This is a genomic window from Micromonospora sp. NPDC047134 (genome assembly GCF_040643455.1).
Taxonomy (GTDB): Bacteria; Actinomycetota; Actinomycetes; order Mycobacteriales; family Micromonosporaceae; genus Micromonospora.
The window spans coordinates 213,185-234,557 of record NZ_JBEYUI010000005.1; the positions used below are offsets into that span (position 1 = coordinate 213,185).

At 70.4% G+C, this 21,373-nt stretch carries 21 protein-coding genes; 9 read left to right on the forward strand and 12 right to left on the reverse strand.

Features of this window, described 5'->3' with window-relative positions:
• The first annotated feature begins 52 nt into the window (after positions 1–52).
• Together pta and ABZ795_RS09865 are read left to right on the forward strand one after the other, a co-directional pair.
• Entirely contained in the window at positions 53–2,143 is a 2,091-nt protein-coding gene (gene pta / locus ABZ795_RS09860) for a phosphate acetyltransferase (protein WP_357529986.1), read from the forward strand.
• Positions 2,140–3,255, forward strand: coding sequence for an acetate kinase (locus ABZ795_RS09865; protein WP_357529987.1), 1,116 nt, complete (start codon positions 2,140–2,142; stop codon positions 3,253–3,255). The genes pta and ABZ795_RS09865 overlap by 4 nt, the downstream gene beginning before the upstream one ends.
• Positions 3,256–3,317: 62 nt before the next feature.
• On the opposite strand, the gene ABZ795_RS09870 is transcribed toward ABZ795_RS09865, so the two are convergent.
• Positions 3,318–3,488: a hypothetical protein gene (locus tag ABZ795_RS09870; protein WP_327024239.1), complete on the reverse strand. Its 171-nt coding sequence runs from the start codon at positions 3,486–3,488 to the stop codon at positions 3,318–3,320.
• Between the two features lie 119 nt (positions 3,489–3,607).
• On the opposite strand from ABZ795_RS09870, the gene ABZ795_RS09875 reads away from it, so the two are divergent.
• Positions 3,608–4,516 carry an alpha/beta hydrolase gene (locus tag ABZ795_RS09875; protein ID WP_357529988.1) on the forward strand — a complete coding sequence of 303 codons (909 nt, stop codon included), beginning with the start codon at positions 3,608–3,610 and terminating at the stop codon, positions 4,514–4,516.
• A 213-nt stretch (positions 4,517–4,729) separates the two neighbouring features.
• Positions 4,730–5,620: a chlorophyllase gene (locus tag ABZ795_RS09880; protein WP_357529989.1), complete on the forward strand. Its 891-nt coding sequence runs from the start codon at positions 4,730–4,732 to the stop codon at positions 5,618–5,620.
• A gap of 62 nt (positions 5,621–5,682) precedes the next feature.
• On the opposite strand, the gene ABZ795_RS09885 is transcribed toward ABZ795_RS09880, so the two are convergent.
• The 3 genes from ABZ795_RS09885 to ABZ795_RS09895 all read right to left on the reverse strand — a co-directional run bounded on the left by ABZ795_RS09885 (position 5,683) and on the right by ABZ795_RS09895 (position 8,372).
• Positions 5,683–6,645 (reverse strand): zinc-binding dehydrogenase, encoded by a 963-nt coding sequence (locus ABZ795_RS09885; RefSeq protein WP_357529990.1) that lies wholly within the window; start codon positions 6,643–6,645, stop codon positions 5,683–5,685.
• 76 nt (positions 6,646–6,721) lie between these two features.
• Positions 6,722–7,900 carry an NADP-dependent malic enzyme gene (locus tag ABZ795_RS09890; protein ID WP_357529991.1) on the reverse strand — a complete coding sequence of 393 codons (1,179 nt, stop codon included), beginning with the start codon at positions 7,898–7,900 and terminating at the stop codon, positions 6,722–6,724.
• Between the two features lie 139 nt (positions 7,901–8,039).
• Entirely contained in the window at positions 8,040–8,372 is a 333-nt protein-coding gene (locus tag ABZ795_RS09895) for a S24/S26 family peptidase (protein ID WP_357529992.1), read from the reverse strand.
• Positions 8,373–8,457: 85 nt separating this feature from the next.
• On the opposite strand from ABZ795_RS09895, the gene sodN reads away from it, so the two are divergent.
• Positions 8,458–8,862: a superoxide dismutase, Ni gene (gene sodN, locus ABZ795_RS09900; RefSeq protein WP_357529993.1), complete on the forward strand. Its 405-nt coding sequence runs from the start codon at positions 8,458–8,460 to the stop codon at positions 8,860–8,862.
• A gap of 208 nt (positions 8,863–9,070) precedes the next feature.
• Positions 9,071–9,478 carry an anti-sigma regulatory factor gene (locus ABZ795_RS09905; RefSeq protein WP_327024232.1) on the forward strand — a complete coding sequence of 136 codons (408 nt, stop codon included), beginning with the start codon at positions 9,071–9,073 and terminating at the stop codon, positions 9,476–9,478.
• 7 nt (positions 9,479–9,485) lie between these two features.
• Here ABZ795_RS09905 and ABZ795_RS09910 read toward each other — a convergent pair whose 3' ends face one another.
• Positions 9,486–9,875, reverse strand: a complete 390-nt coding sequence (locus ABZ795_RS09910; RefSeq protein ID WP_327024231.1) for a hypothetical protein — start codon at positions 9,873–9,875, stop codon at positions 9,486–9,488.
• 42 nt (positions 9,876–9,917) lie between these two features.
• On the opposite strand from ABZ795_RS09910, the gene ABZ795_RS09915 reads away from it, so the two are divergent.
• The gene (locus ABZ795_RS09915; RefSeq protein WP_327024230.1) at positions 9,918–10,862 is read left to right on the forward strand and encodes a diacylglycerol kinase family protein; all 945 of its coding nucleotides are present in this window, start codon (positions 9,918–9,920) and stop codon (positions 10,860–10,862) included.
• Positions 10,863–11,304: 442 nt separating this feature from the next.
• Positions 11,305–11,562 carry a WhiB family transcriptional regulator gene (locus ABZ795_RS09920; RefSeq protein ID WP_007072794.1) on the forward strand — a complete coding sequence of 86 codons (258 nt, stop codon included), beginning with the start codon at positions 11,305–11,307 and terminating at the stop codon, positions 11,560–11,562.
• 162 nt (positions 11,563–11,724) lie between these two features.
• On the opposite strand, the gene ABZ795_RS09925 is transcribed toward ABZ795_RS09920, so the two are convergent.
• The 4 genes from ABZ795_RS09925 to ABZ795_RS09940 all read right to left on the reverse strand — a co-directional run bounded on the left by ABZ795_RS09925 (position 11,725) and on the right by ABZ795_RS09940 (position 15,161).
• Positions 11,725–12,450 (reverse strand): CbiX/SirB N-terminal domain-containing protein, encoded by a 726-nt coding sequence (locus ABZ795_RS09925; protein ID WP_327027442.1) that lies wholly within the window; start codon positions 12,448–12,450, stop codon positions 11,725–11,727.
• A 65-nt stretch (positions 12,451–12,515) separates the two neighbouring features.
• Positions 12,516–13,277 (reverse strand): phosphoadenylyl-sulfate reductase, encoded by a 762-nt coding sequence (locus ABZ795_RS09930; protein WP_327024229.1) that lies wholly within the window; start codon positions 13,275–13,277, stop codon positions 12,516–12,518.
• Positions 13,274–13,435, reverse strand: a complete 162-nt coding sequence (locus ABZ795_RS09935) for a hypothetical protein (protein ID WP_327024228.1) — start codon at positions 13,433–13,435, stop codon at positions 13,274–13,276. Before ABZ795_RS09935 ends, ABZ795_RS09930 begins: the two co-directional genes overlap by 4 nt.
• Before the next feature lie 13 nt (positions 13,436–13,448).
• The gene (locus ABZ795_RS09940) at positions 13,449–15,161 is read right to left on the reverse strand and encodes a nitrite/sulfite reductase (RefSeq protein WP_327024227.1); all 1,713 of its coding nucleotides are present in this window, start codon (positions 15,159–15,161) and stop codon (positions 13,449–13,451) included.
• Positions 15,162–15,604: 443 nt separating this feature from the next.
• On the opposite strand from ABZ795_RS09940, the gene ABZ795_RS09945 reads away from it, so the two are divergent.
• Entirely contained in the window at positions 15,605–17,092 is a 1,488-nt protein-coding gene (locus ABZ795_RS09945) for a glycosyltransferase family 39 protein (RefSeq protein WP_357530023.1), read from the forward strand.
• On the opposite strand, the gene ABZ795_RS09950 is transcribed toward ABZ795_RS09945, so the two are convergent.
• Genes ABZ795_RS09950 through ABZ795_RS09960 form a run of 3 tightly spaced genes read right to left on the reverse strand, consistent with a single transcriptional unit; the run spans position 17,076 to position 21,314 of the window.
• Positions 17,076–18,632 (reverse strand): glycosyltransferase family 39 protein, encoded by a 1,557-nt coding sequence (locus ABZ795_RS09950; protein WP_327024226.1) that lies wholly within the window; start codon positions 18,630–18,632, stop codon positions 17,076–17,078. The genes ABZ795_RS09945 and ABZ795_RS09950 overlap by 17 nt on opposite strands.
• 4 nt (positions 18,633–18,636) lie before the next feature.
• A complete protein-coding gene (locus ABZ795_RS09955) occupies positions 18,637–19,656 on the reverse strand; it encodes a glycosyl hydrolase (protein WP_357529994.1) in 1,020 nt (339 codons plus the stop codon).
• A complete protein-coding gene (locus ABZ795_RS09960) occupies positions 19,653–21,314 on the reverse strand; it encodes a glycosyltransferase family 2 protein (RefSeq protein ID WP_357529995.1) in 1,662 nt (553 codons plus the stop codon). The genes ABZ795_RS09955 and ABZ795_RS09960 overlap by 4 nt, the downstream gene beginning before the upstream one ends.
• Positions 21,315–21,373 lie beyond the last annotated feature (59 nt).

Here is a 21,373-nt window from a genome sequence, read left to right on the forward strand (position 1 = left end):
CCCGGGTACTCGGGTAGCAGGACCCCGGCGCCAGGCACCTCGATCTTGTAGCGTGAGTTCCGTGGCCCGGAGCGTTTACCTGACAAGTGTCGGCTCGGGCGGGGGAAAGTCGACCATCGCCCTCGGCCTGGCCGAGTTGCTGTCCCGACAGGTCGGTCAGATCGGCGTGTTCCGCCCGCTGGTCAGACCGGACCGACCTGATCCGATCCTCGCCCTGCTCAGCGAGCGGTACCGGGTGGGACTGCCGGTGGCCGACCTCTACGGCACCAGCTACGCCGAGGCGACCGCCCTGGTCGCGGACGGTCGGCGGGAAGAGCTGATCACCCGGATCGTCGAACGCTACCGGGAGGTGGAGCGACGGTTCCCCGCCATGGTCGTGGTGGGTAGCGACTTCGCCGACGCCGGTGACGGTGCCGGACCCCGCGAACTGGCCTTCAACACCCGGCTGGCCACGGAGTTCGGCAGTGTCGTGGTGCCGGTGGTCGACGGGCTGGGGCAGCAACCGGCGGCGATCACCGCGGCCAGCCGGGGGGCGTACCACGACGTGGTCGACCTCGGCGGGACGGTGCTGGCCGTACTCGCCAACCGGGTTCCGGGGGACATGCAGCTGCCCCGCCTGCCGGTGCCCGCGTACGCGATTCCCGAGGTGCCCAGCGTCTCCGCGCCGACGGTGGCCGAGGTGGCCGCGGCGCTCGGCGCCACCCGGCTGGCCGGCGACGACACCGCCCTCGCCCGCGACGTGCTCGACTACGTGGTCGGAGCGGCACATGTGCCGACTGTGCTGGAACACCTGACCGAGGGCGCCCTGCTGATCATGCCGGGGGACCGGGACGACCTGCTGGTGGCCGCGAGCGCGGCGCACGTGGCCGGTCAGGTGTCCCTGGCCGGGCTGGTGCTCACCCTAGGGGTGGCGCCCGACCCCCGGGCGATGCAGCTGGTCGAGGCGCTCAACGCCCGCCTGGCGGTGCTCTCCGTGCCCACCGACAGCTTCCACACCGTGGCCGCCTCCAGCCGCATCGAGGGTCGACCGAGCGCCGCCAACCCGCGCAAGGTCGAGGCCGCCCTGGGCGCCTTCGAGGCGTACGTGGACACGACCGAGTTGGCCGGGCGGCTGCGGGTCAGCCGTTCCACCCGGGTCACCCCGTTGATGTTCGAGTACGACCTGATCGACCGGGCTCGCAGTCGCCGCCGGCAGGTGGTCCTGCCGGAGGGGACCGAGGAACGCATCCTGCGCGCCACGGAGATCCTGCTGCGCCGGGGGGTGGCCGACCTGACCCTGCTGGGCCGACCCGAGGAGGTCGCCCGCCGGGCCCGCGAGCTGGGCGTGGACATCGGCGCGGCCCGGGTGGTGGATCCGACCACCAGCCATTGGCGGGACGAGTTCGCCGAGGCGTACGCGAAGCTGCGGGCCCATCGGGGAATGACCACCGAGCTGGCGTACGACATCGTGGCCCAGCCGAACTACTTCGGCACCATGATGGTGTGGGCCGGGTACGCCGACGGCATGGTCTCCGGGGCCACCCACACCACGGCGGCGACCATCCGCCCGGCGTTCGAGATCGTGAAGACCATGCCGGAGGTCTCCGTCGCCTCCAGTGTCTTCTTCATGCTGCTGGCCGACCGGGTGCTGGTCTACGGCGACTGCGCGGTCAACCCCGATCCGGACGCCACCCAGCTCGCCGACATCGCGATCTCCTCGGCCGACACGGCGGCCCGGTTCGGCATCGAACCCCGGGTGGCCATGCTGTCGTACTCGACCGGCAGTTCCGGGGCGGGAGCGGACGTGGAGAAGGTGGCGGCAGCCACCGCGCTGGTCCGCGAGCGCCGACCCGACCTGGCCGTGGAGGGGCCGATCCAGTACGACGCCGCGATCGACCCGGCCGTGGCGGCGACGAAGCTGCCGGACAGCACGGTCGCCGGTCGGGCCACCGTGTTCATCTTTCCCGACCTGAACACCGGCAACAACACCTACAAGGCGGTGCAGCGCTCGGCCGGGGCGGTCGCCGTCGGGCCGGTCATGCAGGGTCTCCGCCGCCCGGTCAACGATCTCTCCCGAGGGGCTACCGTGCCGGACATCGTCAACACCGTGGCGATCACCGCCATCCAGGCCGCCGCGTTGGCCGGCGACGGGGCGGCGTCGTGAGCAAGGTCCTGGTGCTCAACTGCGGGTCGTCGTCGGTCAAATACCGGCTGTACAAGGGGGAACGGGTCCTCACCAAGGGCACGGTCGAACGGGTCGGTGAACCGGACGGTGGCCCACCCGACCATGCCGCGGCGGTCCGGCAGATCCTGGCCGAGCTGGACCTGAGCGGGCTCACCGTCATCGGGCACCGGGTGGTGCACGGCGGTCGACGGTTCAGCGCCCCGGCGCTGGTGGACGACGCGGTGCTGGCCGCCATCGCCGATCTGGTGCCGCTGGCCCCCCTGCACAACCCGGCGAACCTGGCCGGCATCGAGATGGCGCGCGAGGCCCTGCCCCAGGTGCCGCAGGTGGCCGTCTTCGACACGGCCTTCCACCACACCCTGCCCGACTCCGCCGCCACGTACGCGATCGACCTGGACACCGCCGAGCGGTACGGCGTACGCCGGTACGGCTTCCACGGCACCTCGCACGCGTACGTCTCCCGGCGCACCGCCGAACTGCTGGACCGCCCGTACTCCGAGATCAACACCATCAGCCTGCACCTGGGCAACGGGGCCAGCGCGTGCGCGGTCGCCGGTGGACGCAGCATCGCCACCTCGATGGGCATGTCCCCGCTGGAGGGCCTGGTGATGGGTACCCGCAGCGGCGACCTGGACCCGACCATCGTGTTCCACCTGCGCCGGGAGGGTGGGCTGGGGGTCGACGAGATCGACGACCTGCTCAACTACCGCAGCGGCCTGCTGGGCCTGGCCGGGGTCAACGACATGCGCGAGGTGCTGGCCCGGCGCTCGGCCGGAGACCCGGCGGCAGCCCTGGCCTTCGACGTCTACTGCCGCCGGATCACCGAATACGTCGGGGCCTACTACGCCCTGCTGGGCCGGGTGGACGCGATCACCTTCACCGCCGGGGTAGGTGAGCACGCCGCACCGGTACGGGCCGCCGCTCTGGCCGGGCTGACCCGGCTCGGCATCACGGTCGACCCCGAACGTAACGCCGGCAGCGGCGACCGGCTGATCTCACCGGAGGGCGCGGAGGTGGCGGTCTGTGTGATCGGCACCGACGAGGAACTGGAGATCGCCCGCGAGGCCAGAGAGGTGATCGGCGCCGCCTGACAGGTCGTGACCGCCTGATTCGGGGGTCGTGACCGCCGGGGTCAGGGGATCGTGACCGCCGGTCAGCCGAGGGCGATCCAGCCGGCCACGGCGATCAGCAGCACCGCGAGCAGGGCACCCCCGACGAACAGTCCGGTGCGGGAGGGCGACTCGGCCGGTGTCTCGGCGGTGTTGGCGGCGAAGGCCCGGAAGGCCTGGGTGTTGCCGCTGGGGTCGGTGTAGTTCTCAGCCATGCCGGAACCTTAGCGAAATCGGCCCGGTCGAATGGGCCCGCGCCGATCGGCCGAACGGCTCGGGTAGAGCACCGGGCAACGGGACCCGGCGGGGTGATCGCCGGATCTACCGTGATGCCGTGGGGATCAGGCGGCGGTTCGCCGCGTCGACGGTGGCTCTGCTGTTGGTGTGGCTGACCGGTTGCGCCGCATCCGGCGGCCCGCCCGCGCGGGGCACATCACCCGGGGCGGCACCCCAGGTGCAGTACGCCGTCGGGGTCCGGACCTTCGTGCTCGACCCCGGCTCGGCCCGCCCGCTGCCGGTGACCCTGTGGTACCCGACCGAGGGCTCCCGGGTAGCCGAGGGACGGTTCCCGGTGGTGCTCTACAGCCACGGCCTGGCCAGCCTGCCGGAGTTGCATGCCGGGCTGACCTCCAGGTGGGCGGCGGCCGGTTTCGTGGTGGCCGCCCCGGCGTACCCCCACACCCGACGGGGTGCCCCCGAGTTCTCCCGTGCCGACGTACGCCATCAGCCTGCCGACGGGTGGCGGGTGATCCGGCACCTGGTCCGGCTCGACCGCCGGGCCGCCGACCCCCTGGCCGGTCACCTCGACGTGCAGCGGATCGCCGCGGCGGGCCATTCGGCGGGCGGCTTCACCACCTCGGGCATGTTCACCAGTGGCCGCCCGGCCCGACTGCGGGCCGGCATCGTGATCGCCGGTGGTGGGATGGCGGGGAGTTTCGCCGGGCCACCCGCGCCGATGCTCTTCGTGCACGGCACCGCCGACCCGGTAGTGGCCCTGAGCGTCGGCCGGGCCGCCTACCGCCGTACGACCGGACCGGCCAGCTTCCTCAGCCTGCTCGGCCAGGGACACGGCGAGTACCTGACCCCCGGCCGCCCCGGCTTCACCCAGTTCCTCGGCACCACCACGGACTTCCTCCGCTGGACCCTCTACGGCGACCAACAAGCCGCCCGCCGCCTCCCCACCCACGCCCACCCCCCCACCCTCGCCACCCTAGAAACCCGCCCTCTATCAACGCCCCGTTGATCATGAGGTTAGCGGCAGTTGTCGATCTTCAGAGTGCCGCCAACCTCATGATCAACGGGGGTAGCAAGACCGGGGTGGGTGGGAGGGGCTGGGGGTGGGCGGGGGAGGGAGGATGGGGGCATGTTGCGGCGTGGGGTCTCGGTCTTGGTTGTTGGGGTGCTGGTTGGCAGTCTGGGGGTGGGGTGTTCCGGCGATACGGAGTCGGCAGCGGGGGTGAGCACGACCGTCACTCCGTCGGCTGCTCCGGCGCCGTCGGTCAGTGCCTCGGCGCCGGCGATTCCAGCCGGGACCGCGCCGTCCGGCAGCTTCGCGGTGGGCGTACGACAGTTGAAGCGCAACCGGGACGGCGAGCGACCCCTGCCGATCACCATCTGGTACCCGGCGACCGGCCGGGCGGGTGGAAAGCCGACGAACTCGGCCCGCGCGGCCGAGGGGCCCTTCCCCGTGATCATGTTCAGCCATGGCCTGGGCGGCCTGCCCAAGGACTATCAGGCGTTGCTGACCCGATGGGCGGCGGCCGGTTTCGTGGTGGCAGCACCGACCTTTCCGCACACCTCCGGTTCGGAGCGGCCCAACGTGCTCGACGTGCTCAACCAGCCGGCCGACGTGTCGTACGCGCTGACCGAGGTCCTGGCCCTGAGCAGCCGCGACGGCGATCCGCTGCGGGGCCGGCTGGCCACCGACCGGGTGGCCGCCGCCGGTCACTCCGCCGGCGGGGTGACCACGATCGGCCTGTTCACCACCGGCAGGGACGAGCGGCTGGCCGCCGGGATCGTCTTCGCCGGCACCGCGCTGGGGGTGGGTACCGCCTTCGCGGGTGCGGCGGCACCGCAACTGTTCGTGCACGGTGAGGCCGACGAGGTGGTGGAGTACGCGGCCGGCAAGGCGGTGTACGACAAGGTGCCCTGGCCGAAGGCGATGCTGAGTCTGCCCGACGGCGACCACGGCCGGTCCCTGCTGGGCGACGGCACCTCCCTGCGGGTGGTCGCCGACACCACCATCGAGTTCCTGCGCTGGACCCTCTACGGCGACACCGAGGCCAAGGAGCGCATCGCCACCGCCGCCGCCCGCGACGACATCGCCACCCTCGACGACCACCTGTGACCGAAGGGGCCCTGCCACGCCGGAAGCGTTGCAGGACCCAACACCCGGTCACCCGCCGTGCATCACCGGGTGTGGTCGATGACGACCTTGCCGAAGACCTCGCTGGAGTGCAGGCGGGCGAAGGCGTCGGCGACCCGGCTGAACGGCACCACGCTGTCGACCACCGGGCGAACGTTGCGTTCGGCGCAGAAGGTGAGCAGGTCGGCCAGGTCGGTCGGGGTACCCATCGAGGTGCCCAGGATCTCCAGCTGCATGGCGAAGACCCGCCGCAGGTTGACCTTCGGCTCGTGTCCGGCGGTAGCGCCGCAGACCACGATCCGGGCCCCGACGGCGGCGGACTTCAGGGAGTGGTCGAAGGTCGCCGCCCCTACGGTCTCGATCACCACGTCGACCCGCTCGGGCAGTCGTGCACCGGGCTCGACAGCGGTGGCGCCCAGGCCGGCGACCCGCTCCCGCTTGGCGGCGTCGCGGCTGGTCGCGTACACCCGTTTGCCCATGGCGGTGGCGAGCGCGATGGCCGCGGTGGCCACGCCACCCCCGGCGCCCTGGACCAGCACGGCCTCGGCCTCGTCGACGCGGCCCTTGGTGGTCAGCATCCGCCACGCGGTCAGCCAGGCCGTCGGCAGGCAGGCCACGTCGAGGGCCGTCAGCCCCGCCGGCAGCGGCAGCAAATTCGACCGGGGTACGGCCACCCGCTCGGCTAGGGTGCCCGGGAAGTGCTCGGAGAGGATGGAGACGCCACGCGGATCCCCCGGGGTGGCGACGACCGGGTAGACCACCATCTCGTTGCCGTCCGGGTCGATGCCCACCGCGTCGCAGCCGAGGATCATCGGCAGTTGTTCGGCGCGTAGCCCCACCCCGCGCAGCGACCACAGATCGTGGTGGTTGAGCGAGCTGGCGGTGACCTGCAGGGTCACCCAGCCCTCGTCGGGCAGGCTCGGCTCGGGCTGCTCACCGACGGTGAGGGCGGCCAGGGGGTCGGCGTCGTCGAAACGGGAGGCGAAGGCGGCACGCATGATCGGCACGGTAACAAGCCGCTGGCCTGTTAAGAAGGGGCCCTTCCGCTACCCCAGGCGTTAAGAAGGGCCCCTTCCTTGCACTTCAGGCGCGGGCGACGCCGTCGCGGCGGGCGGCTTCGGCGACCGCCTCGGCCACCGCGGGGGCGACCCGCGGGTCCAGCGGGGAGGGCACGATCGCCTCCGGGGTCAGCGACTCGGCCACCACCGAGGCGATGGCGTCCGCCGCGGCGACCTTCATCGCGTCGGTGACCCGGGTGGCCCGGGCCTCTAGTGCCCCCCGGAACACCCCCGGGAAGGCCAGCACGTTGTTGATCTGGTTCGGGAAGTCGCTGCGACCGGTGGCGACCACCGCCACATGGCGGGCGGCCATCTCCGGGTGCACCTCCGGGGTGGGGTTGGCCAGCGCGAAGACGATCCCGCCGGGTGCCATGGCGGCCACCGCGTGCTCGGGGATCTGCCCGCCGGAGACCCCGATCAGCACATCGGCGTCGCGCAGGGCCTCGGCGATGTCGCCCTGCCGCCCGTCGGCGTTGGTCAGCTCGGCCAGCTCCGCCTTGCTGCCGCTGAGCCCGGTGCGGTACGCGGAGATGATGCCCTGGGAGTCGCAGACCACCACCTGGTCGGGGTCCACTCCCCCGGCCACCAGCATCTTGGTCACCGCCACCCCGGCCGCGCCCGCCCCGCTGACCGCCACCCGCAGGTCGCCGAGCTTGCGGTCGAGCAGGGTGGCCGCGTTGCGCAGGGCGGCCAGCACGACGATCGCCGTACCGTGCTGGTCGTCGTGGAAGACCGGGATGTCCAGTGCCTCGTCGAGGCGGCGTTCCACCTCGAAGCAGCGGGGTGCGCTGATGTCCTCCAGGTTGATCCCGCCGAACGAGGGCGCCAGGGCCTTGACCACGGCGACGATCTCGTCGACATCCTGGGTGTCCAGGCAGACCGGTACCGCGTCGACCCCGCCGAACTGCTTGAACAGCACGGCCTTGCCCTCCATCACCGGCATCGCGGCGCGCGGGCCGATGTTGCCGAGGCCGAGTACGGCGGAGCCGTCGGTGACGACCGCCACGGTGTTCGACACCCAGGTGTAGTCGTGGGTGAGGGCGGGATCCGCAGCGATGGCCTCACAGACCCGGGCCACACCCGGGGTGTACGCGAGGGAGAGGTCGTCCCGGCTGGTCAGCGGGACGGTCGAGGCGATGGACATCTTGCCGCCCCGGTGCAGTTGGAAGACGGGATCAGCGGGGTCCACGGTGGGCGAAGGCATGGTGACTCCAGGGAATCTGGCGAGCAGAGGCCAGCCGGTCGTACACACGGTGAAGCGACGAGCGGCGGCGCGTGGTGCGGGGGGTCACCCGGGCGCTTCCGAGCATAGTGCGGATTACCGGCCCAGTATGTGGGCAGGGTCATAACGGTCGGGGTGGTATCCGTCCCGGGCGGGGCCAGTACCGGGCCACCACCCGACCGATCACGTCGGCCACCCCGTACGCCCGGGAGTCGTCCGTGACCAGGTCGTTGTCGCCGTACACCCACCAACCGCCGTCGGTCGGACGGACCGCGCGCTTGACCACCAGCAACTCCGGGCGGCTACGGAAGACCGCGATCACCACGTCGCCGGGGCGGATCTCCCGGCCGCTGCGGCGGACCAGCACCGCGTCGCCGTGCCGCAGGGTCGGCGACATGGAGGGACCGGTCACGAGTACGGGTGACAGCGGCCACCGCAGCTGCGGCACGGACACCCTGTTTCACCTCCACCGGTCTGGGGGACCCCGTCCAGGAGTAATGTCGTCTTGGATCATCGCAAACGTCCTATGGAGGATCCTGATGCGACTTGCACGCATCCTCGCGCCCCGCGTGACCGTCAGCGCGCACTGCGACCTGCCCTGTGGGGTCTACGACCCCGCCCAGGCTCGGATCGAGGCCGAGTCGGTGAAAATGATCTGTGAGAAGTACCAGGCCAACACCGACCCGGAGTTCCGGACCCGCGCCATCCTGATCAAGGAGCAGCGGGCCGACCTGGTCAAGCACCACCTCTGGGTGCTGTGGACCGACTACTTCAAGCCCCCGCACTTCGAGAAGTACCCGCACCTGCACCAGTTGTTCAACGAGGCCACCAAGCTGGCTGGTGCGGCCGGGGCCAAGGGTGCCACCGACCCGACCAAGGCCGACGAGCTGCTCCAGAAGATCGAGGAGATCTCGAAGATCTTCTGGGAGACCAAGCAGGCCTGAGTGCCCGACACGGCGGCCGACCCACCCCTGCCGGGGGCGGGTCGGCCGCCGTCGTTCTGACCAGGCGCCATTCCGCCGCCGGGGCTGCGGCCACCGCCCGTCGGATGTTGTGCGTGGCCGTCCGGGCCGTCCCGCAGCCGGCGATGGTGACGTGTTTCCACCGTCTCGCACGCTGAGCGGGTAGAGTCCCCGACCGGGGGGATGAGTGGTGACTCAACTGACCGGCCAGTCAACGACCGACGACGACATCGTGCACCTCACCGTGCCTGCCGACGGCGGGTACCTCGGCGTGCTGCGTACTGCCACCGCTGGCCTGGCGGCCCGTCTGCAGTTCGCTCTCGACGAGATCGAGGATCTCCGCATCGCCGTCGACGAGGCCTGCGCCATGCTGCTGGCCATCGCGCCCGGGGACGCCGAACTCGACTGCCGCTTCGCGGTCACCGAGGATGCGCTGACCGTGGAGGTGACCGTGCCCACCGTGCGCGGCGCCAAGCTACCGGCCGAGTCCTCGTTCGCCTGGAAGGTGCTCACCGCGCTGACCACCTCGGCCTCGGCGACCGCAGCCGACGGGCGGGCGACCATCTCCCTGCTGACCCGCCGCGCCTCCGGTTGGTGAGGGGCAGCTACTCGAACCCGAGGGCGCGGGTCGTGGGCGGGCTGACCAGCAGCCAGGTGACCCCCAGCCCGAGCCCGATCAGCGGCACCCCGAGCCAGCCCAGCCCTCCCTGGATCATGAACCAGCCGATCGGCAGCAGCATGAGCTGGAGCACGATGGCGGGAGCGCGGGCCCCGGCCCGGTGACGTGCCAGCGCACTGCCCAGGGCCCAGAGGGCCAGGGCGGCACCGATGGCGAAGGCCGTGACCAACAGCGCCGAGGTCAGGTCCGTGGTGCTGGCCGTGAGGTCGGCCACGACCAGCCAGACGGCGACCAGCCCGACCGCGACCGCCTCGACACGTAGCAGCCGGACCGCCCAACGGAGCGTGACGGGGGTCGGGTGGGAGTCGATGGTCACGCGGTCACGATACCCGGGCCGTCGCGCGGTACAGTGCCGCCCATGCGGGCCGTCCTGCTGGTCAATCCCAAGGCCACCACCACCAGCGAGCGCGCGCGGGACGTACTGGTCCGAGCGCTGCGCAGCGAAGTCGACCTCTCCGTGCGGTACACCCGTCAGCGTGGTCACGCCACCATGCTGGCCAGAGAGGCCGCCGTCGAGGGGGTCGACGTGGTGGTCACTCTCGGTGGTGACGGCACGGTCAACGAGGTGGTCAACGGGCTGATGTCGGCGACCGGTGTCGACGGGCAGCCGCCCACCGCCGAGCGGTTGCCCGCGCTGGCCACCGTGCCGGGTGGCTCCACCAACGTCTTCGCCCGGGCCCTGGGCCTGCCCCGGGAGTGGGCCGAGGCCGCCAGCATGATCATGGAAGGGCTGCGGCTGGGGCGGCGCCGGACGGTCGGTCTGGGCCGCGCCGACGACCGCTACTTCACCTTCTGCGCCGGTTTCGGGCTAGACGCCTCGGTCATCCACCGGGTCGAGGAGGCCCGCCGCCGGGGTCGGGTCTCCTCCCCGGGGCTCTACTTCCGCGCCTTCACCGCACAGTTCCTCTTCGGCACCGAGCGGCGCCACCCGGCGATCCGGCTGGAGCAGCCCGGCGAGGTGACGGAGGGTGATCTGGCGAGCATCATCGTGCAGAACACCGCCCCCTGGACGTACGTCGGGGACCGGGAGGCCAATCCGAACCCGGAGGCGTCGTTCGATCTGGGGCTGGACGTGCTGGCACTTCGTCAGCTTGGCGTTGCCAGTACGACACGGACAGTGACGCAGCTGCTGTCCGCCACGCCCAATCCACGTGGCCGCCAAGTTTTGCGTCGCCACGATGTAGCGGAGTTCACGCTGGTCGCGAGCCGTCCGCAGGCATTTCAGCTCGATGGCGACTATCTTGGTGAGCGGGAAAAAGTCAGATTCACCTCCGTTCCCGCCGCACTCAGAGTAATCTGTTAGGTCTCCGGCACCAGCGGGCGACGTTGGCCGGCGCGGACCAGGGCGTGACGACCGCGACACCCCGAACCGATGCCGGAAATGCCTGCATTGTCCGGCGGACTGTACTATATTGATTCTTGACTGTGGTAAGCCGGGTGACTGGAGTGATCCAGAACTCGGACAAAAGGGTTGTGGGCTTGCTCACCGCGCGGAGTTTTTCTGAGCGTCACCCTTGACATTGCGTAAGTTCGTGAAAGTATTCACAAGCGAACTTGAGTTACCGGGACATTGCCTGGAGGCGCTCGGCGAGCCTGAGCGTTCCAGCAGGTCCTGGGGCTAGCAGCCTGCTCACGCAATGCCGAATTGACGGTTGCAAACCGTCACCATTGGCATTGCGGATGCATATAGGAAAAGCACCAACAGCAACATCTGCCACCCATCCAGAATGAGGAGTGTTGCCGCCATGGACTGGCGTCACCATGCTGTCTGCCGCGACGAGGACCCGGAGCTGTTCTTCCCGATCGGGACGTCCGGTCCGGCTCTCCTGCAGGTCGAGCAGGCCAAGGCCGTCTGCCGGCGCTGCTCCGTGACCGACCAGTGCCTGCAGTGGGCGCTGGAGTCCGGTCAGGACGCTGGCGTCTGGGGCGGGATGAGCGAGGAGGAGCGTCGCGCCGTCAAGCGTCGCGGTGGTCTCCGGGTGCTGCGCGCTCACTCCGCCTGACCTACACACACAGAACGCCCCGGCCGGCCCACGCCCGCCGGGGCGTCCTGCACCCACCCCCTCGCGCTCCCGCCCATCTCCGCGTTGATCATGAGGTTGACGGCAGTCGTTGATCTCCGGACTGCCGCCAACCTCATGATCAACCGGGGCCTAGACGGGGCCTCAGCGCGGGCTTTGGGGTGGGTGGGTTAGGCGGTGGAGGATCAGGTTGACCAGGTCGGGGGTGTTGGTTAAGGGGGCGGAGGTGGCTACGGCGCCTGCGGCTTGGGCGGCGGTTGTCACTGCGTCGTGGAACAGGCCGGGGGCCAGGAAGTACGAAGCTACGGCTACCCGTCGGGCGCCGCGCGCTTGGAGTCGCCGTACCGCCGTGGTGACGGTCGGGGGTGCTGCGGAGGCGTACGAGACTCGGGTGGGGGTGCCTAGCGAGGCACCTAGGGCCTGGGCCACTCGGCCCACGGAGGCTCGGGCTGCTGGATCTCGGGTGCCTGCGGCCGCCAGCACCAGTGCGTCGAACCGGCCCGGATCGGCCTCCTCCAGTCGCCGTCGCAGCGCGGCCAGCAGCGCCTGATCCACCTGGTCACCCACTGGGCCGAGGACATCGGTGATGGCTACCCGGATCGGCGGCCCGGAGCGCTGGGCGGCCGCCACCGCGGCGGGGATGTCCACTCGCCGGTGGTAGGCGGCGGTGAGCAGCAGCGGTACCAGGATCGCCCGGGGGTGCCCGGCGGCGGCCAACCCACGTAACGCCTCGGTGGGATCGGGCTGGGTGTGGTCCAGCCAACTGGCCAGCACCGGCGCGCCGGGCCGGGCTACCGAGACCGCCCGGGCCAGCGCCCGGGTCGCCTCGGCAGCCCGGGGGTCACGACTACCGTGGGCGACCAGGAGCACCGGCTCTCCGCCCGACCGGTGCCCCTCGACAGGACCCGCCGGGTCGGCGGGCTCCGGCTTGCGGCTCAGAGGTGCAGCCCGCACTCGGTCTTCTCGAACATCGCCCAGCGGCCGGCTCGCGGATCCTCACCGGCCTTCGTCCGCCGGGTGCACGGCCAGCAGCCGATGGAGCCGTAGCCGCGCCGGAACAGCTCGTTGACCGGTACGTTCCATCGGGCGATGTACGCGTCGACGTCCGCCTGGCTCCAGGCCGCGATCGGGTTGACCTTGACCTTCCCCCGGCGGGCGTCGAAGGTCACCACCGGAGTGTTGGCCCGGGTCGGAGACTCGTCCCGCCGCAGCCCGGCGGCCCAGGCGTCGTAGCCGGCCAGGGCCCGCTCCAACGGCTCCACCTTGCGCAACCGGCAGCACTCGTCCGGCGACTTGTTGAACAGGCGTGGGCCGTACTCGCCGTCCTGCTGCCCCACGGTGAGCCGGGGACGGATGGAGCGGACGGTGACCGGCAGCCGGCGGGCCACCGCGTCCCGGACGGCCAGGGTCTCCGGGAAGTGCAGGCCGGTGTCGAGGAAGACCACGTCCACCCCGGGTGCCACCCGGGACACCAGGTGGGCCAGCACCGCGTCGGCCATCGAACTGGTCACGCAGAACCGGTCCCCGAAGGTTTCCGCAGCCCAGCGGGCGATCTCCAGGGCGGGCGCGCCCTCCAACTCTCGCCCGGCACGCTCGGCCAGGGTGCGCAGTTGGTCGGGAGTATGTCGCCCGCCACCGGTCGGGGTGGGCGCGGTGTTGACCAGTCCCAGGCCGGTGGCGGAGACCAGGGCGCTCATCGTTGCACCGCCTGGGAGAGCAGGCCGGTGAACCGGACCGTGAACACCCGGGCGCAGGCGTGGCACTCCCAGGCGCCGTGCCCGGTCTCGCTGGGCCGCAGGTCCTCCTCCCCGCAGTACGGGCAGTACAACGGTGCGGCACGGGTCTCGCTGCTCATCGCGTCACCTCGCTCATCGCAGTTGTTCCTCGTCGACCCTGATCACCCAGTTGGCGAAGGTTTCGCCCTCGATACGGCTGGCCAGATAGCGCCGGGCCAGTCGCTCGACGTACTCGGGAAGTTCGTCCGCGGTGGTCTTCAGGCCGCGCAGCTTGCGTCCGAAGCCGGCGGTCTGCCCCTCGGCCATGCCCAGCCCACCGCCCAGGTGCACTTGGAAGCCCTCCACCTGGCGGCCGTCCGGCCCGGTGACCAACTGCCCCTTGAGGCCGATGTCGGCTACCTGGGTGCGGGCGCAGGCGTTCGGGCAGCCGTTGATGTGGATGGAGATGTCCGCGTCGAAGTCGCGCAGTCGCTGTTCCAGGCGGGCCACCAGTTCCTCGCCCCGCGCCTTGGTCTCGACGATGGCGAGCTTGCAGTATTCGATGCCGGTGCAGGCCATGGTGCCGCGCCGCCAGGCCGAGGGTCGGGCCTCCAGGCCGATCTCCCGCAGGCCCGCGACCAGTGACTCCGTCCGCTCCGGCGGCACGTCGAGCACCAGCAGCTTCTGGTACGGCGTCAGCCGGACCCGGTCGCTGCCGTGGGCCTGCACCACGTCCGCCAGTTGGGCCAACTGGGTGCCGGAGACCCGTCCGACCACCGGGGCGGCACCGACGTAGTGTCGGCCGTCCCGCTGGGGGTGTACGCCGATGTGGTCGATCGGCCTGTCCGGCAGCACCGGGGCGGGCCCGTCCAGCAGGGTCCGGCCCAGGTACTCCTTCTCCAGCACCTCGCGGAACTTAGCCACCCCCCAGTCGGCGACGAGGAACTTCAACCGGGCCCGGTGGCGCAGTCGGCGATAGCCGTAGTCGCGGAAGATGCCGACCACTCCGGCCCAGACGTCCGGCACCTCGCCGAGCGGCACCCACACCCCGAGTCGTTGGGCCAGCATCGGGTTGGTGGACAGTCCTCCGCCGACCCACACGTCGAAGCCGGGGCCGTGCTCGGGGTGGTCGACCCCGAGGAAGGCGATGTCGTTGGCCTCGTACGGGGTGTCCACCAGCCAGGAGATCGAGGACTTGAACTTGCGCGGCAGGTTGGAGTACTGCTTGTCCCCCACGTACCGCCGGACGATCTCGTCGATAGCGGGGGTGGGGTCGACCAGCTCCGCCTCGGCCACTCCGGCGACCGGGCTGCCGAGCACGATGCGGGGGCAGTCCCCGCAGGCCTCCGTGGTCTGCAGGCCCACGGCCTCCAGCCGCCGCCAGATCTCCGGCATGTCCTCGACCCGGATCCAGTGGTACTGGATGTTCTGCCGGTCGGTGATGTCGGCGGTGTCCCGGGCGAATTCCCGGGAGATCTCGGCGATGGTCCGCAGCTGGGCCAGGTCGAGTTGACCACCGTCGACACGCACCCTGAGCATGAAGTATTCGTCTTCCAGCTCGTGCGGTTCCAAGACAGCGGTACGACCTCCGTCGATTCCTGCCTTACGCTGGGTGTAGAGACCCCACCAGCGGAACCGGCCACGAAGGTCCTGCGGATCGATGGAGGCGAAACCACGATGGGCGTAGATGTTCTCGATCCGGTCCCGCACGTTCAGCGGGTCGTCGTCCTTTTTGATCCGCTCGTTGGGGTTGAGCGGCTCGCGGTGTCCGAGTGCCCACTGGCCCTCACCGCGGGCACGGCGCGGTGCCCGGGGCGGACGCGCCGATAGGTTCCCCGTGCGGGCCGGAATGTCGCTGACCGCCATCGCGGCGTCCTCCGTTGTTTGCGGTGCCTCGATCGGGTACGCAAACGGAACGCCCGGCTCTCATCAGGGCCGTGGACAACGGTGTCTTGGGCGGCCGGCTCGCTGCGTACCCGAGGCAGAATGGTCGGGCGTCGTCAGTGGGCCGGACAGATGGCGCTGCGCACGCGGCCGTAATCGACGTGGCGGCGAGCCACGAAGCGGCGTACCACGGCGGCAGTCATGAGTGTCATGCTGCCACACCTGCGACAGGCCGGCCAATGAGCTCGCGCGGGTTCCCACATCACGGGCGTTCGCTGCCGCCACCGACAGACACCAAGGTGTGGCAGGCTCACATCATGGGGGATTTGTCCGATAGGTCGATCCCGGCCACCAGGGCGGGCGTAGGACTCACCGGGTGGTATCCGCGCTCCCTGCCGGTCTGGCTGCTACCGGCGGCCCTCACCATGATCGTCACCCTGGCCGGGCTGGACGCCGCCCAGCTGTGGCGGGACGAGTTGGCCACCTGGAGTGCCGCCACCCGGTCGGTGCCCGGTCTGCTCCGGCTGGCCGCCAGCATCGACGCCGCCACCGTTCCGTACTACCTGCTCATGCACTTCTGGCTGCTGGTCGCCGGGGACACCGTGGCCGCCCTGCGGCTGCCGTCCGCGTTGGCGATGACGGCAGCCGCGGGACTGACCGCCGTACTCGGTCAACGGCTGTGGAACACCCGGGTCGGCCTCCTGGCCGGCCTGCTGTTCGCGGTGCTGCCGGCCACCGCCCGGTACGGCCAGGAGGCCCGGCCGTACGCCCTGGCCACCTTCCTGGCCGTCTGGAGCACCCTGCTGCTGGTCGACGCCCTGCGCCGGCCCAGCCGGGGTCGATGGGTGGGGTACGCCCTGGTGACGGCCGCACTCGGGCTGACCCACCTGATCGCCGTGACCCTCATCGCCGCGCACGCCGTCGTGGTGCTCACCTACCGGACGCGAACCGCCACCCCGGCCCGGACCGAACCCGCCCCGGCCGGGGCCGAGCACCCCCCGAGCCAGGCCGAGCACCCTCCGGGCCGGGCCGAACCCGCCCGCCAAGGCAGGAGTCGGGCAGGTTGGTTCGCGCAGCTCCGGCCCTTCCCGGTGGCCCTGGTGCCGACCGTCCTGCTGGTCGCCCCGCTGGCCCTGCGCGCCCGGGAACAGCGGGAGCGTCAACTGAACTGGGTGGACACCGCCCGACTCGGGGACCTGGCCGCCTTGCCCGGCGGGCTGGCGCAGACCGCAGCGGTGGGCGGCCTGCTGGTGGCCCTGGCGGCCCTCGGCGCCGGACGACTGGGCCGACGGGCCTCGATCCCGATGACCTGCCTGCTGTTGCCGGTGCTGCTGCTGTTCACCGCCGGGTTGATGGTCCCGCTGTGGGTGCCCCGCTACCTGATCTTCGTGGTGCCCTTCGGTTGTCTGCTGGCCGGCGCCGCGTTGGCCTCGGCGCGTTTTCGGGTCGCCCTCGTCGTGGTGGGCCTGGCCGGGCTGCTGGGGCTGCCGGACCATGTGGCCCTGCGGCGTACCCACGAGTGGCCCCGCACCGCCACGGTCGACTACCAGGGGGCGGCCCAGATCATCGCCGCCGGTCGACAGGACGGTGACGCCGTGGTCTACCACCCCCGCGACGGCTGGCTCTTCCTCGACCTGGGCATGCGCTACCACCTGCGCGGGCAGGCGCCCCGCGACGCGCTGCTGGCGCAGGGACAGCAGGACCGGGGGGACCTGTGGGCCACCGAGTGCGACCACCCGGCCGCCTGCCTGGCCGAGGCGGACCGGGTCTGGCTGGTGGTCGCCGGGCACAGCGACCACCCGCTGGCCACCGTCACCGGCGCCAAGGGGGAGGCGCTGCGCACCGCCTATACGGTCCAGCGGCTCTGGTCCCGCTCCGGCCTCACGGTCGCCCTACTCAGTCCTTCCGACTGAGCAGGACAAGGCGTACGCCCTCGAACTGATCGTCCTGGATCACCTCGAACCTGCGCAGCAGTCCGGCGCGCTGCGGCGGAAGTCCTTCCAACGGATCCGACGAGTAGGTCGTGCTGATCAGCCAGATCCGGTCCGTGTCGCGCAGGCAGGCGGCCGAATCCTTGTCCTCACACTCCGAGGCGGAGTACGACCCCCGGTCGACGGAGGTGACGGCGAGGAAGACATCCCGGGGCTTCACATCGTTACGCATCTCGTAGTCGACCGCCTCCCGGGCGAGGTCGGAGAGCTTGCCGAAGACATCGTTGTAGGCCAGTCCGTCACCCGGCTGCATGCCCCGCCGCATCGCATCGATGGCGCCCTGGTAGTCCGGCTGGCCGACGACCGGACTCGCCCGCACCACCCGATGGTCGGGTAGGACCAGGTAGGCCAGGCCCGGCAGCACCAGCATCGCGGGCAGCAGCCAACTCCAGGCGCTGGTGGACCGGGGCAACAACCGCGCCACGGAACAGACGCCGATCGCGGCCAGGATCGCCCAGGCCGGCAGGGTGAACAGCACGTACCGGGGCAGGAAGAGGTGCAGCACGTCGAAGGTCACATAAGCGAAGATCGGCGGCAGCAACGCCCAGGTGAGCAGTGCGGGAAGCATGCGGTTGCCGGTACGCCAGGCCACCAGCGCGCCGATCGCGCCGAGCCCGACCACCGCCGCCATGCCCCGGGTGGACAGGAACAGGTCGCCCGGAAAGCGCAGCACCGCGTCGAGATCGGCCTTGATCCACGAGATCGAGGCGGACTGACCGGAGGCGACCGTCAGCAACGGCAGGACCAGGAGGCCGGCACCGCCGACATAACCGAACCACTGGTACCGGCGATTGTCGTCGCGGTCGACAGTGCCGCGCAGCATCATCAGCAGATGGGCGGCGAGCACCAGGAACGACACGAAGTGCAGCCAGCCCATCAGAGCGACGGCCAACAGGTAGAGCACCCAGCGACCGCGTACCGGCTTCTCCAGCGCCCGCAACAGCAGCAGGGTCGCGACGGTGGCCGCCATGGTCACCAGCGCGTACGACCTGGCCTCCTGCGCGTACCGGCTCACCGAGGGGATGAGGACGAAGATCAGACCGGCCACCAGCCCCGGACCGGTGCCCGCCAACCGGCGACCGATAAGTGTGGTGGCCGCGGCAGCGATCGCCATCGCCGCCAACGAGGGCAGCCGCATCGCCAGCGGCTCGTCGCCGACCAGTTGGATCCAGCCCCGCACGATCATGAGGTAGCTGACGTGCACCAGGTCGGTGTTGGAGAGCAGGTGCCGCAGGTCCGCGGTACCCAGCACGGCGGCGTGCCAGGTGGCGTACTCGTTGTTCCACATCTGCCGATCGGCGGCACCTTGATAGCCGACGGTAAGCGCAGCGAGCGCCGGCAGCAGCGCCAGCCATCCGGTGTGGCGGCCCGGGGAGACCTTTTCCGCACGCGCCTGCGCCGGGCTGTCGGCGGCAGCGTCCCTGGTCGGTCTGCCGGAGAGGAGAATCTGGTTCGACATCATCCGCTCACCTGACCGGGAAGCCGTAGGTGGCATTCTTCGCCTGCTGCCGGAACGCCCGGATCGCCGCCTCGTCACGGTCGATGTTCCACTTGGCCGAGCCGTCGTTGTTGAAGAAGACGAACCCGATGACTTCAGGGTCCTTGGCCACCCCGGTGAACAGGTCGGCGAGCCAACTGGGTCGTAGGTTGCCCGGCTCGGCCGCGGTCTCCACGATCAGGAAGGGCTTGTCGGTGAAACCTCGGACCTGCTTCATCGTCGGCCCGAACAGTGCCGCATAGGTGTTCGCCCCGTGGTGGGTGTAGTAACCGTCGATGCCGATCCAGTCGACGTACCGGTCGCCCGGGTAGAGCGGCTTGAGCTTGACCTCCGGCATGGGATTGATGACATTCGGCGTCCAGGCCCAGATGACGTTTGTCGCGTCGGCCTCGGCGAACAGCCCGTGGATATGCTTCCACGCGGCCACGAAGTGGGCGGCCTTGTTTCCCGCGCGGCGCATGCCCCACGAGTACCAGTTGCCGTTCATCTCGTGCGCGAAGGTGAGCATGATCGGCAGGTTCACCTTCCGGACGCCCGCCGCGAACTCCTTGATGTAGTCGTCGTACCTGCCGGCGGCGATGTCCGACAGCTTCGCGTCGAACGGCTCCCAGCGCACCGCCGGCAGCGCGCCGTACTCGTAGATCTGCCTGACCTCGTCGGCCGCGAATCCATCGTCGAAACTCAGGTAGAGCGTCACCACGTTGGGCTTTTTGCCGGTCTTCTTGGCGAACGTCTCGATCAGTTTCATCTTCGGGGGCGCCCCGTCGATGGCCACACCCAGGTATTTGCCGCCCTCGGGGCGGAGCAGGTGCGTGGGGTCGTACACCGGCAGTACGGAGGGTCCGGCGCTGGTCGCCGCCTGGGCCTGCTGTCGAACAGCGGCATCGCCCGCGAGCATGCGGGTGACGTTCAGGTTCGCCACCACGGCGTACTCGATCGCGGCCAGCGCGATCAGCACAGCTCCAATGATCAGGTGGCGGGTCTTCACCTGATCACCTCAACGTCCTTCTCCGGCTCCACCATGAGCGCCTGCGCCACAACCAGCAGGAAGAAGACACCGCTGAGGAAGGCCGGCAGGAAGATCAGCGGGTCCGCTCCGGAGACGAGCCGCCACCCGGCGAGCCCGACCCAGATCAGGCCGCTGCCGGCGGTCCAGACCTTCATCCCGGTCCAGAGCCGCTTGGTCTTGCTCTTCTTGGCGGTACCCCCGGTGGGCTGCCAGCCCATCCGTCGACCCCGGATGATGTCGATGATGGCGTAGGCGTGCGCCCAGCCGTAGATCATCTTCACGGTCCAGCTTTCCAGTCGGTACGAGGCCCGATGCCACAGCGGGAAGATGACGAGGTTGTAGATCACGCTGGGCAGGATCAACAGGTAGTTCGCCAGGGCGATCTGCTCGGCGAAGACGGTCAGCATGAGGATCGGGATGATCGGCGCGACGAAGGTGAACAGCCCGGTGTGCAGGTAGTAGCAGAAGCCCGAGATGTAGCTGAGCCGGGCCCGCCAGCGCAGCTTGGTGCGCCAGAACTTGCGCGACCCCATCAGGCTCATCGAGCCGGCGCACCAGCGGTACTGCTGGGTGAAGAAGGAGTCCACATCCGACGGGCAGAGCCCGGCCGCCAGCACCACCGGGATGTAGCGCAGGTTCCAGCCCTGCATCCGCAGGTCGAAACCGGTGTGTACGTCCTCGGAGTGCTCGATCAGGGTGGAGCCGCCGATCGAGTTGAGGGCCGCCCGACGGTAGATGGCGCAGCTACCCACACAGATCGCCGAGTCGTGTGCCTGCCGGGAGACCTGGACGGAGCGGTAGAAGAGTTCCTGGACCGCCCCGGCCCCCCGTTCCACCCAGCTCTGCCCCTTGTGCACCCGGAAGTACTGCGGGGACTGCACGATGCCGGCGCGCGGTTCGGCGTCGAACCAGGGCAGCATCTGGTTGAGCATGTCCTTGCGCGGGACGAAGTCGGCGTCCAGGACCAGGATGAAGTCGCCCAGGGTGCGCTCGAAGGCGTACCGCATGTTGCCGGCCTTCTTGAACCAGCCCCGGTTGGGCCGCCGCTGGTAGACGAAGCCGAAGGCCAGGGACATCCGCTCCATGGCCTCGGTGGGCGAGTCGTCCAGCACGTACACGACCACATTGCCCTGGTAGTGCCGCTGCATGGCGCGTACGTGCTCCCAGGTGTTGCGCAGCACGTGCGGCGGTTCACCGCAGACCGGCAGGAAGACGTCCACGGTCGGATAGCGCTGGGGCCGCCACTCGCGTACCAGCCGCTTGTGCCGCTCCATGTCGAAGCCGGGGGTGAAGGCGTTCACCCACAGCGAGATGACGTAGTAGACGACCGTGAAGAACAGCAGCGGGGCCAGCAGCCACAGCCACGGGGTCAGCCGGACGAACAGCAGCTGGCTGGTGATCAGACAGGCGAAGCTGATCAGCGACGGCAGCATCAGGCTGGCCAGCCGACGCCTGCGGTAGGAGTAGAGCTCCTCGTCCGTCGGCGGCAACGGCACCGGCGCGTACGCCGGCCGCTGCTGGCGAAGTTCGTCGTTCGAGCGCGGGGTCCACCTGCTGGTCAGCTGCCGTGGTACCCGCAACTCGGCGGTCGGATCAGCCACGGCCGGTGGCCGGTCCGCAACCGGCGGTGAACTCATCCCCGTATCCCCGTTCTCCAGACAGCCACGATCTTGCCGAAAGGTGGTGGGCGATCGGT

Bases quoted from the DNA above. Each gene is read 5' to 3' on its own strand.
- ABZ795_RS09915 (WP_327024230.1), top strand. From the start codon at position 9,918: ATGCGGGCCGTCCTGCTGGTCAATCCCAAGGCCACCACCACCAGCGAG.
- ABZ795_RS09890 (WP_357529991.1), bottom strand. From the start codon at position 7,900: ATGCCTTCGCCCACCGTGGACCCCGCTGATCCCGTCTTCCAACTGCAC.
- ABZ795_RS09950 (WP_327024226.1), bottom strand. From the start codon at position 18,632: ATGATGTCGAACCAGATTCTCCTCTCCGGCAGACCGACCAGGGACGCT.
- ABZ795_RS09920 (WP_007072794.1), top strand. From the start codon at position 11,305: ATGGACTGGCGTCACCATGCTGTCTGCCGCGACGAGGACCCGGAGCTG.
- ABZ795_RS09960 (WP_357529995.1), bottom strand. From the start codon at position 21,314: ATGAGTTCACCGCCGGTTGCGGACCGGCCACCGGCCGTGGCTGATCCG.
- ABZ795_RS09935 (WP_327024228.1), bottom strand. From the start codon at position 13,435: ATGAGCAGCGAGACCCGTGCCGCACCGTTGTACTGCCCGTACTGCGGG.
- ABZ795_RS09930 (WP_327024229.1), bottom strand. From the start codon at position 13,277: ATGAGCGCCCTGGTCTCCGCCACCGGCCTGGGACTGGTCAACACCGCG.
- sodN (WP_357529993.1), top strand. From the start codon at position 8,458: ATGCGACTTGCACGCATCCTCGCGCCCCGCGTGACCGTCAGCGCGCAC.
- ABZ795_RS09940 (WP_327024227.1), bottom strand. From the start codon at position 15,161: ATGGCGGTCAGCGACATTCCGGCCCGCACGGGGAACCTATCGGCGCGT.
- ABZ795_RS09870 (WP_327024239.1), bottom strand. From the start codon at position 3,488: ATGGCTGAGAACTACACCGACCCCAGCGGCAACACCCAGGCCTTCCGG.
- ABZ795_RS09945 (WP_357530023.1), top strand. From the start codon at position 15,605: ATGATCGTCACCCTGGCCGGGCTGGACGCCGCCCAGCTGTGGCGGGAC.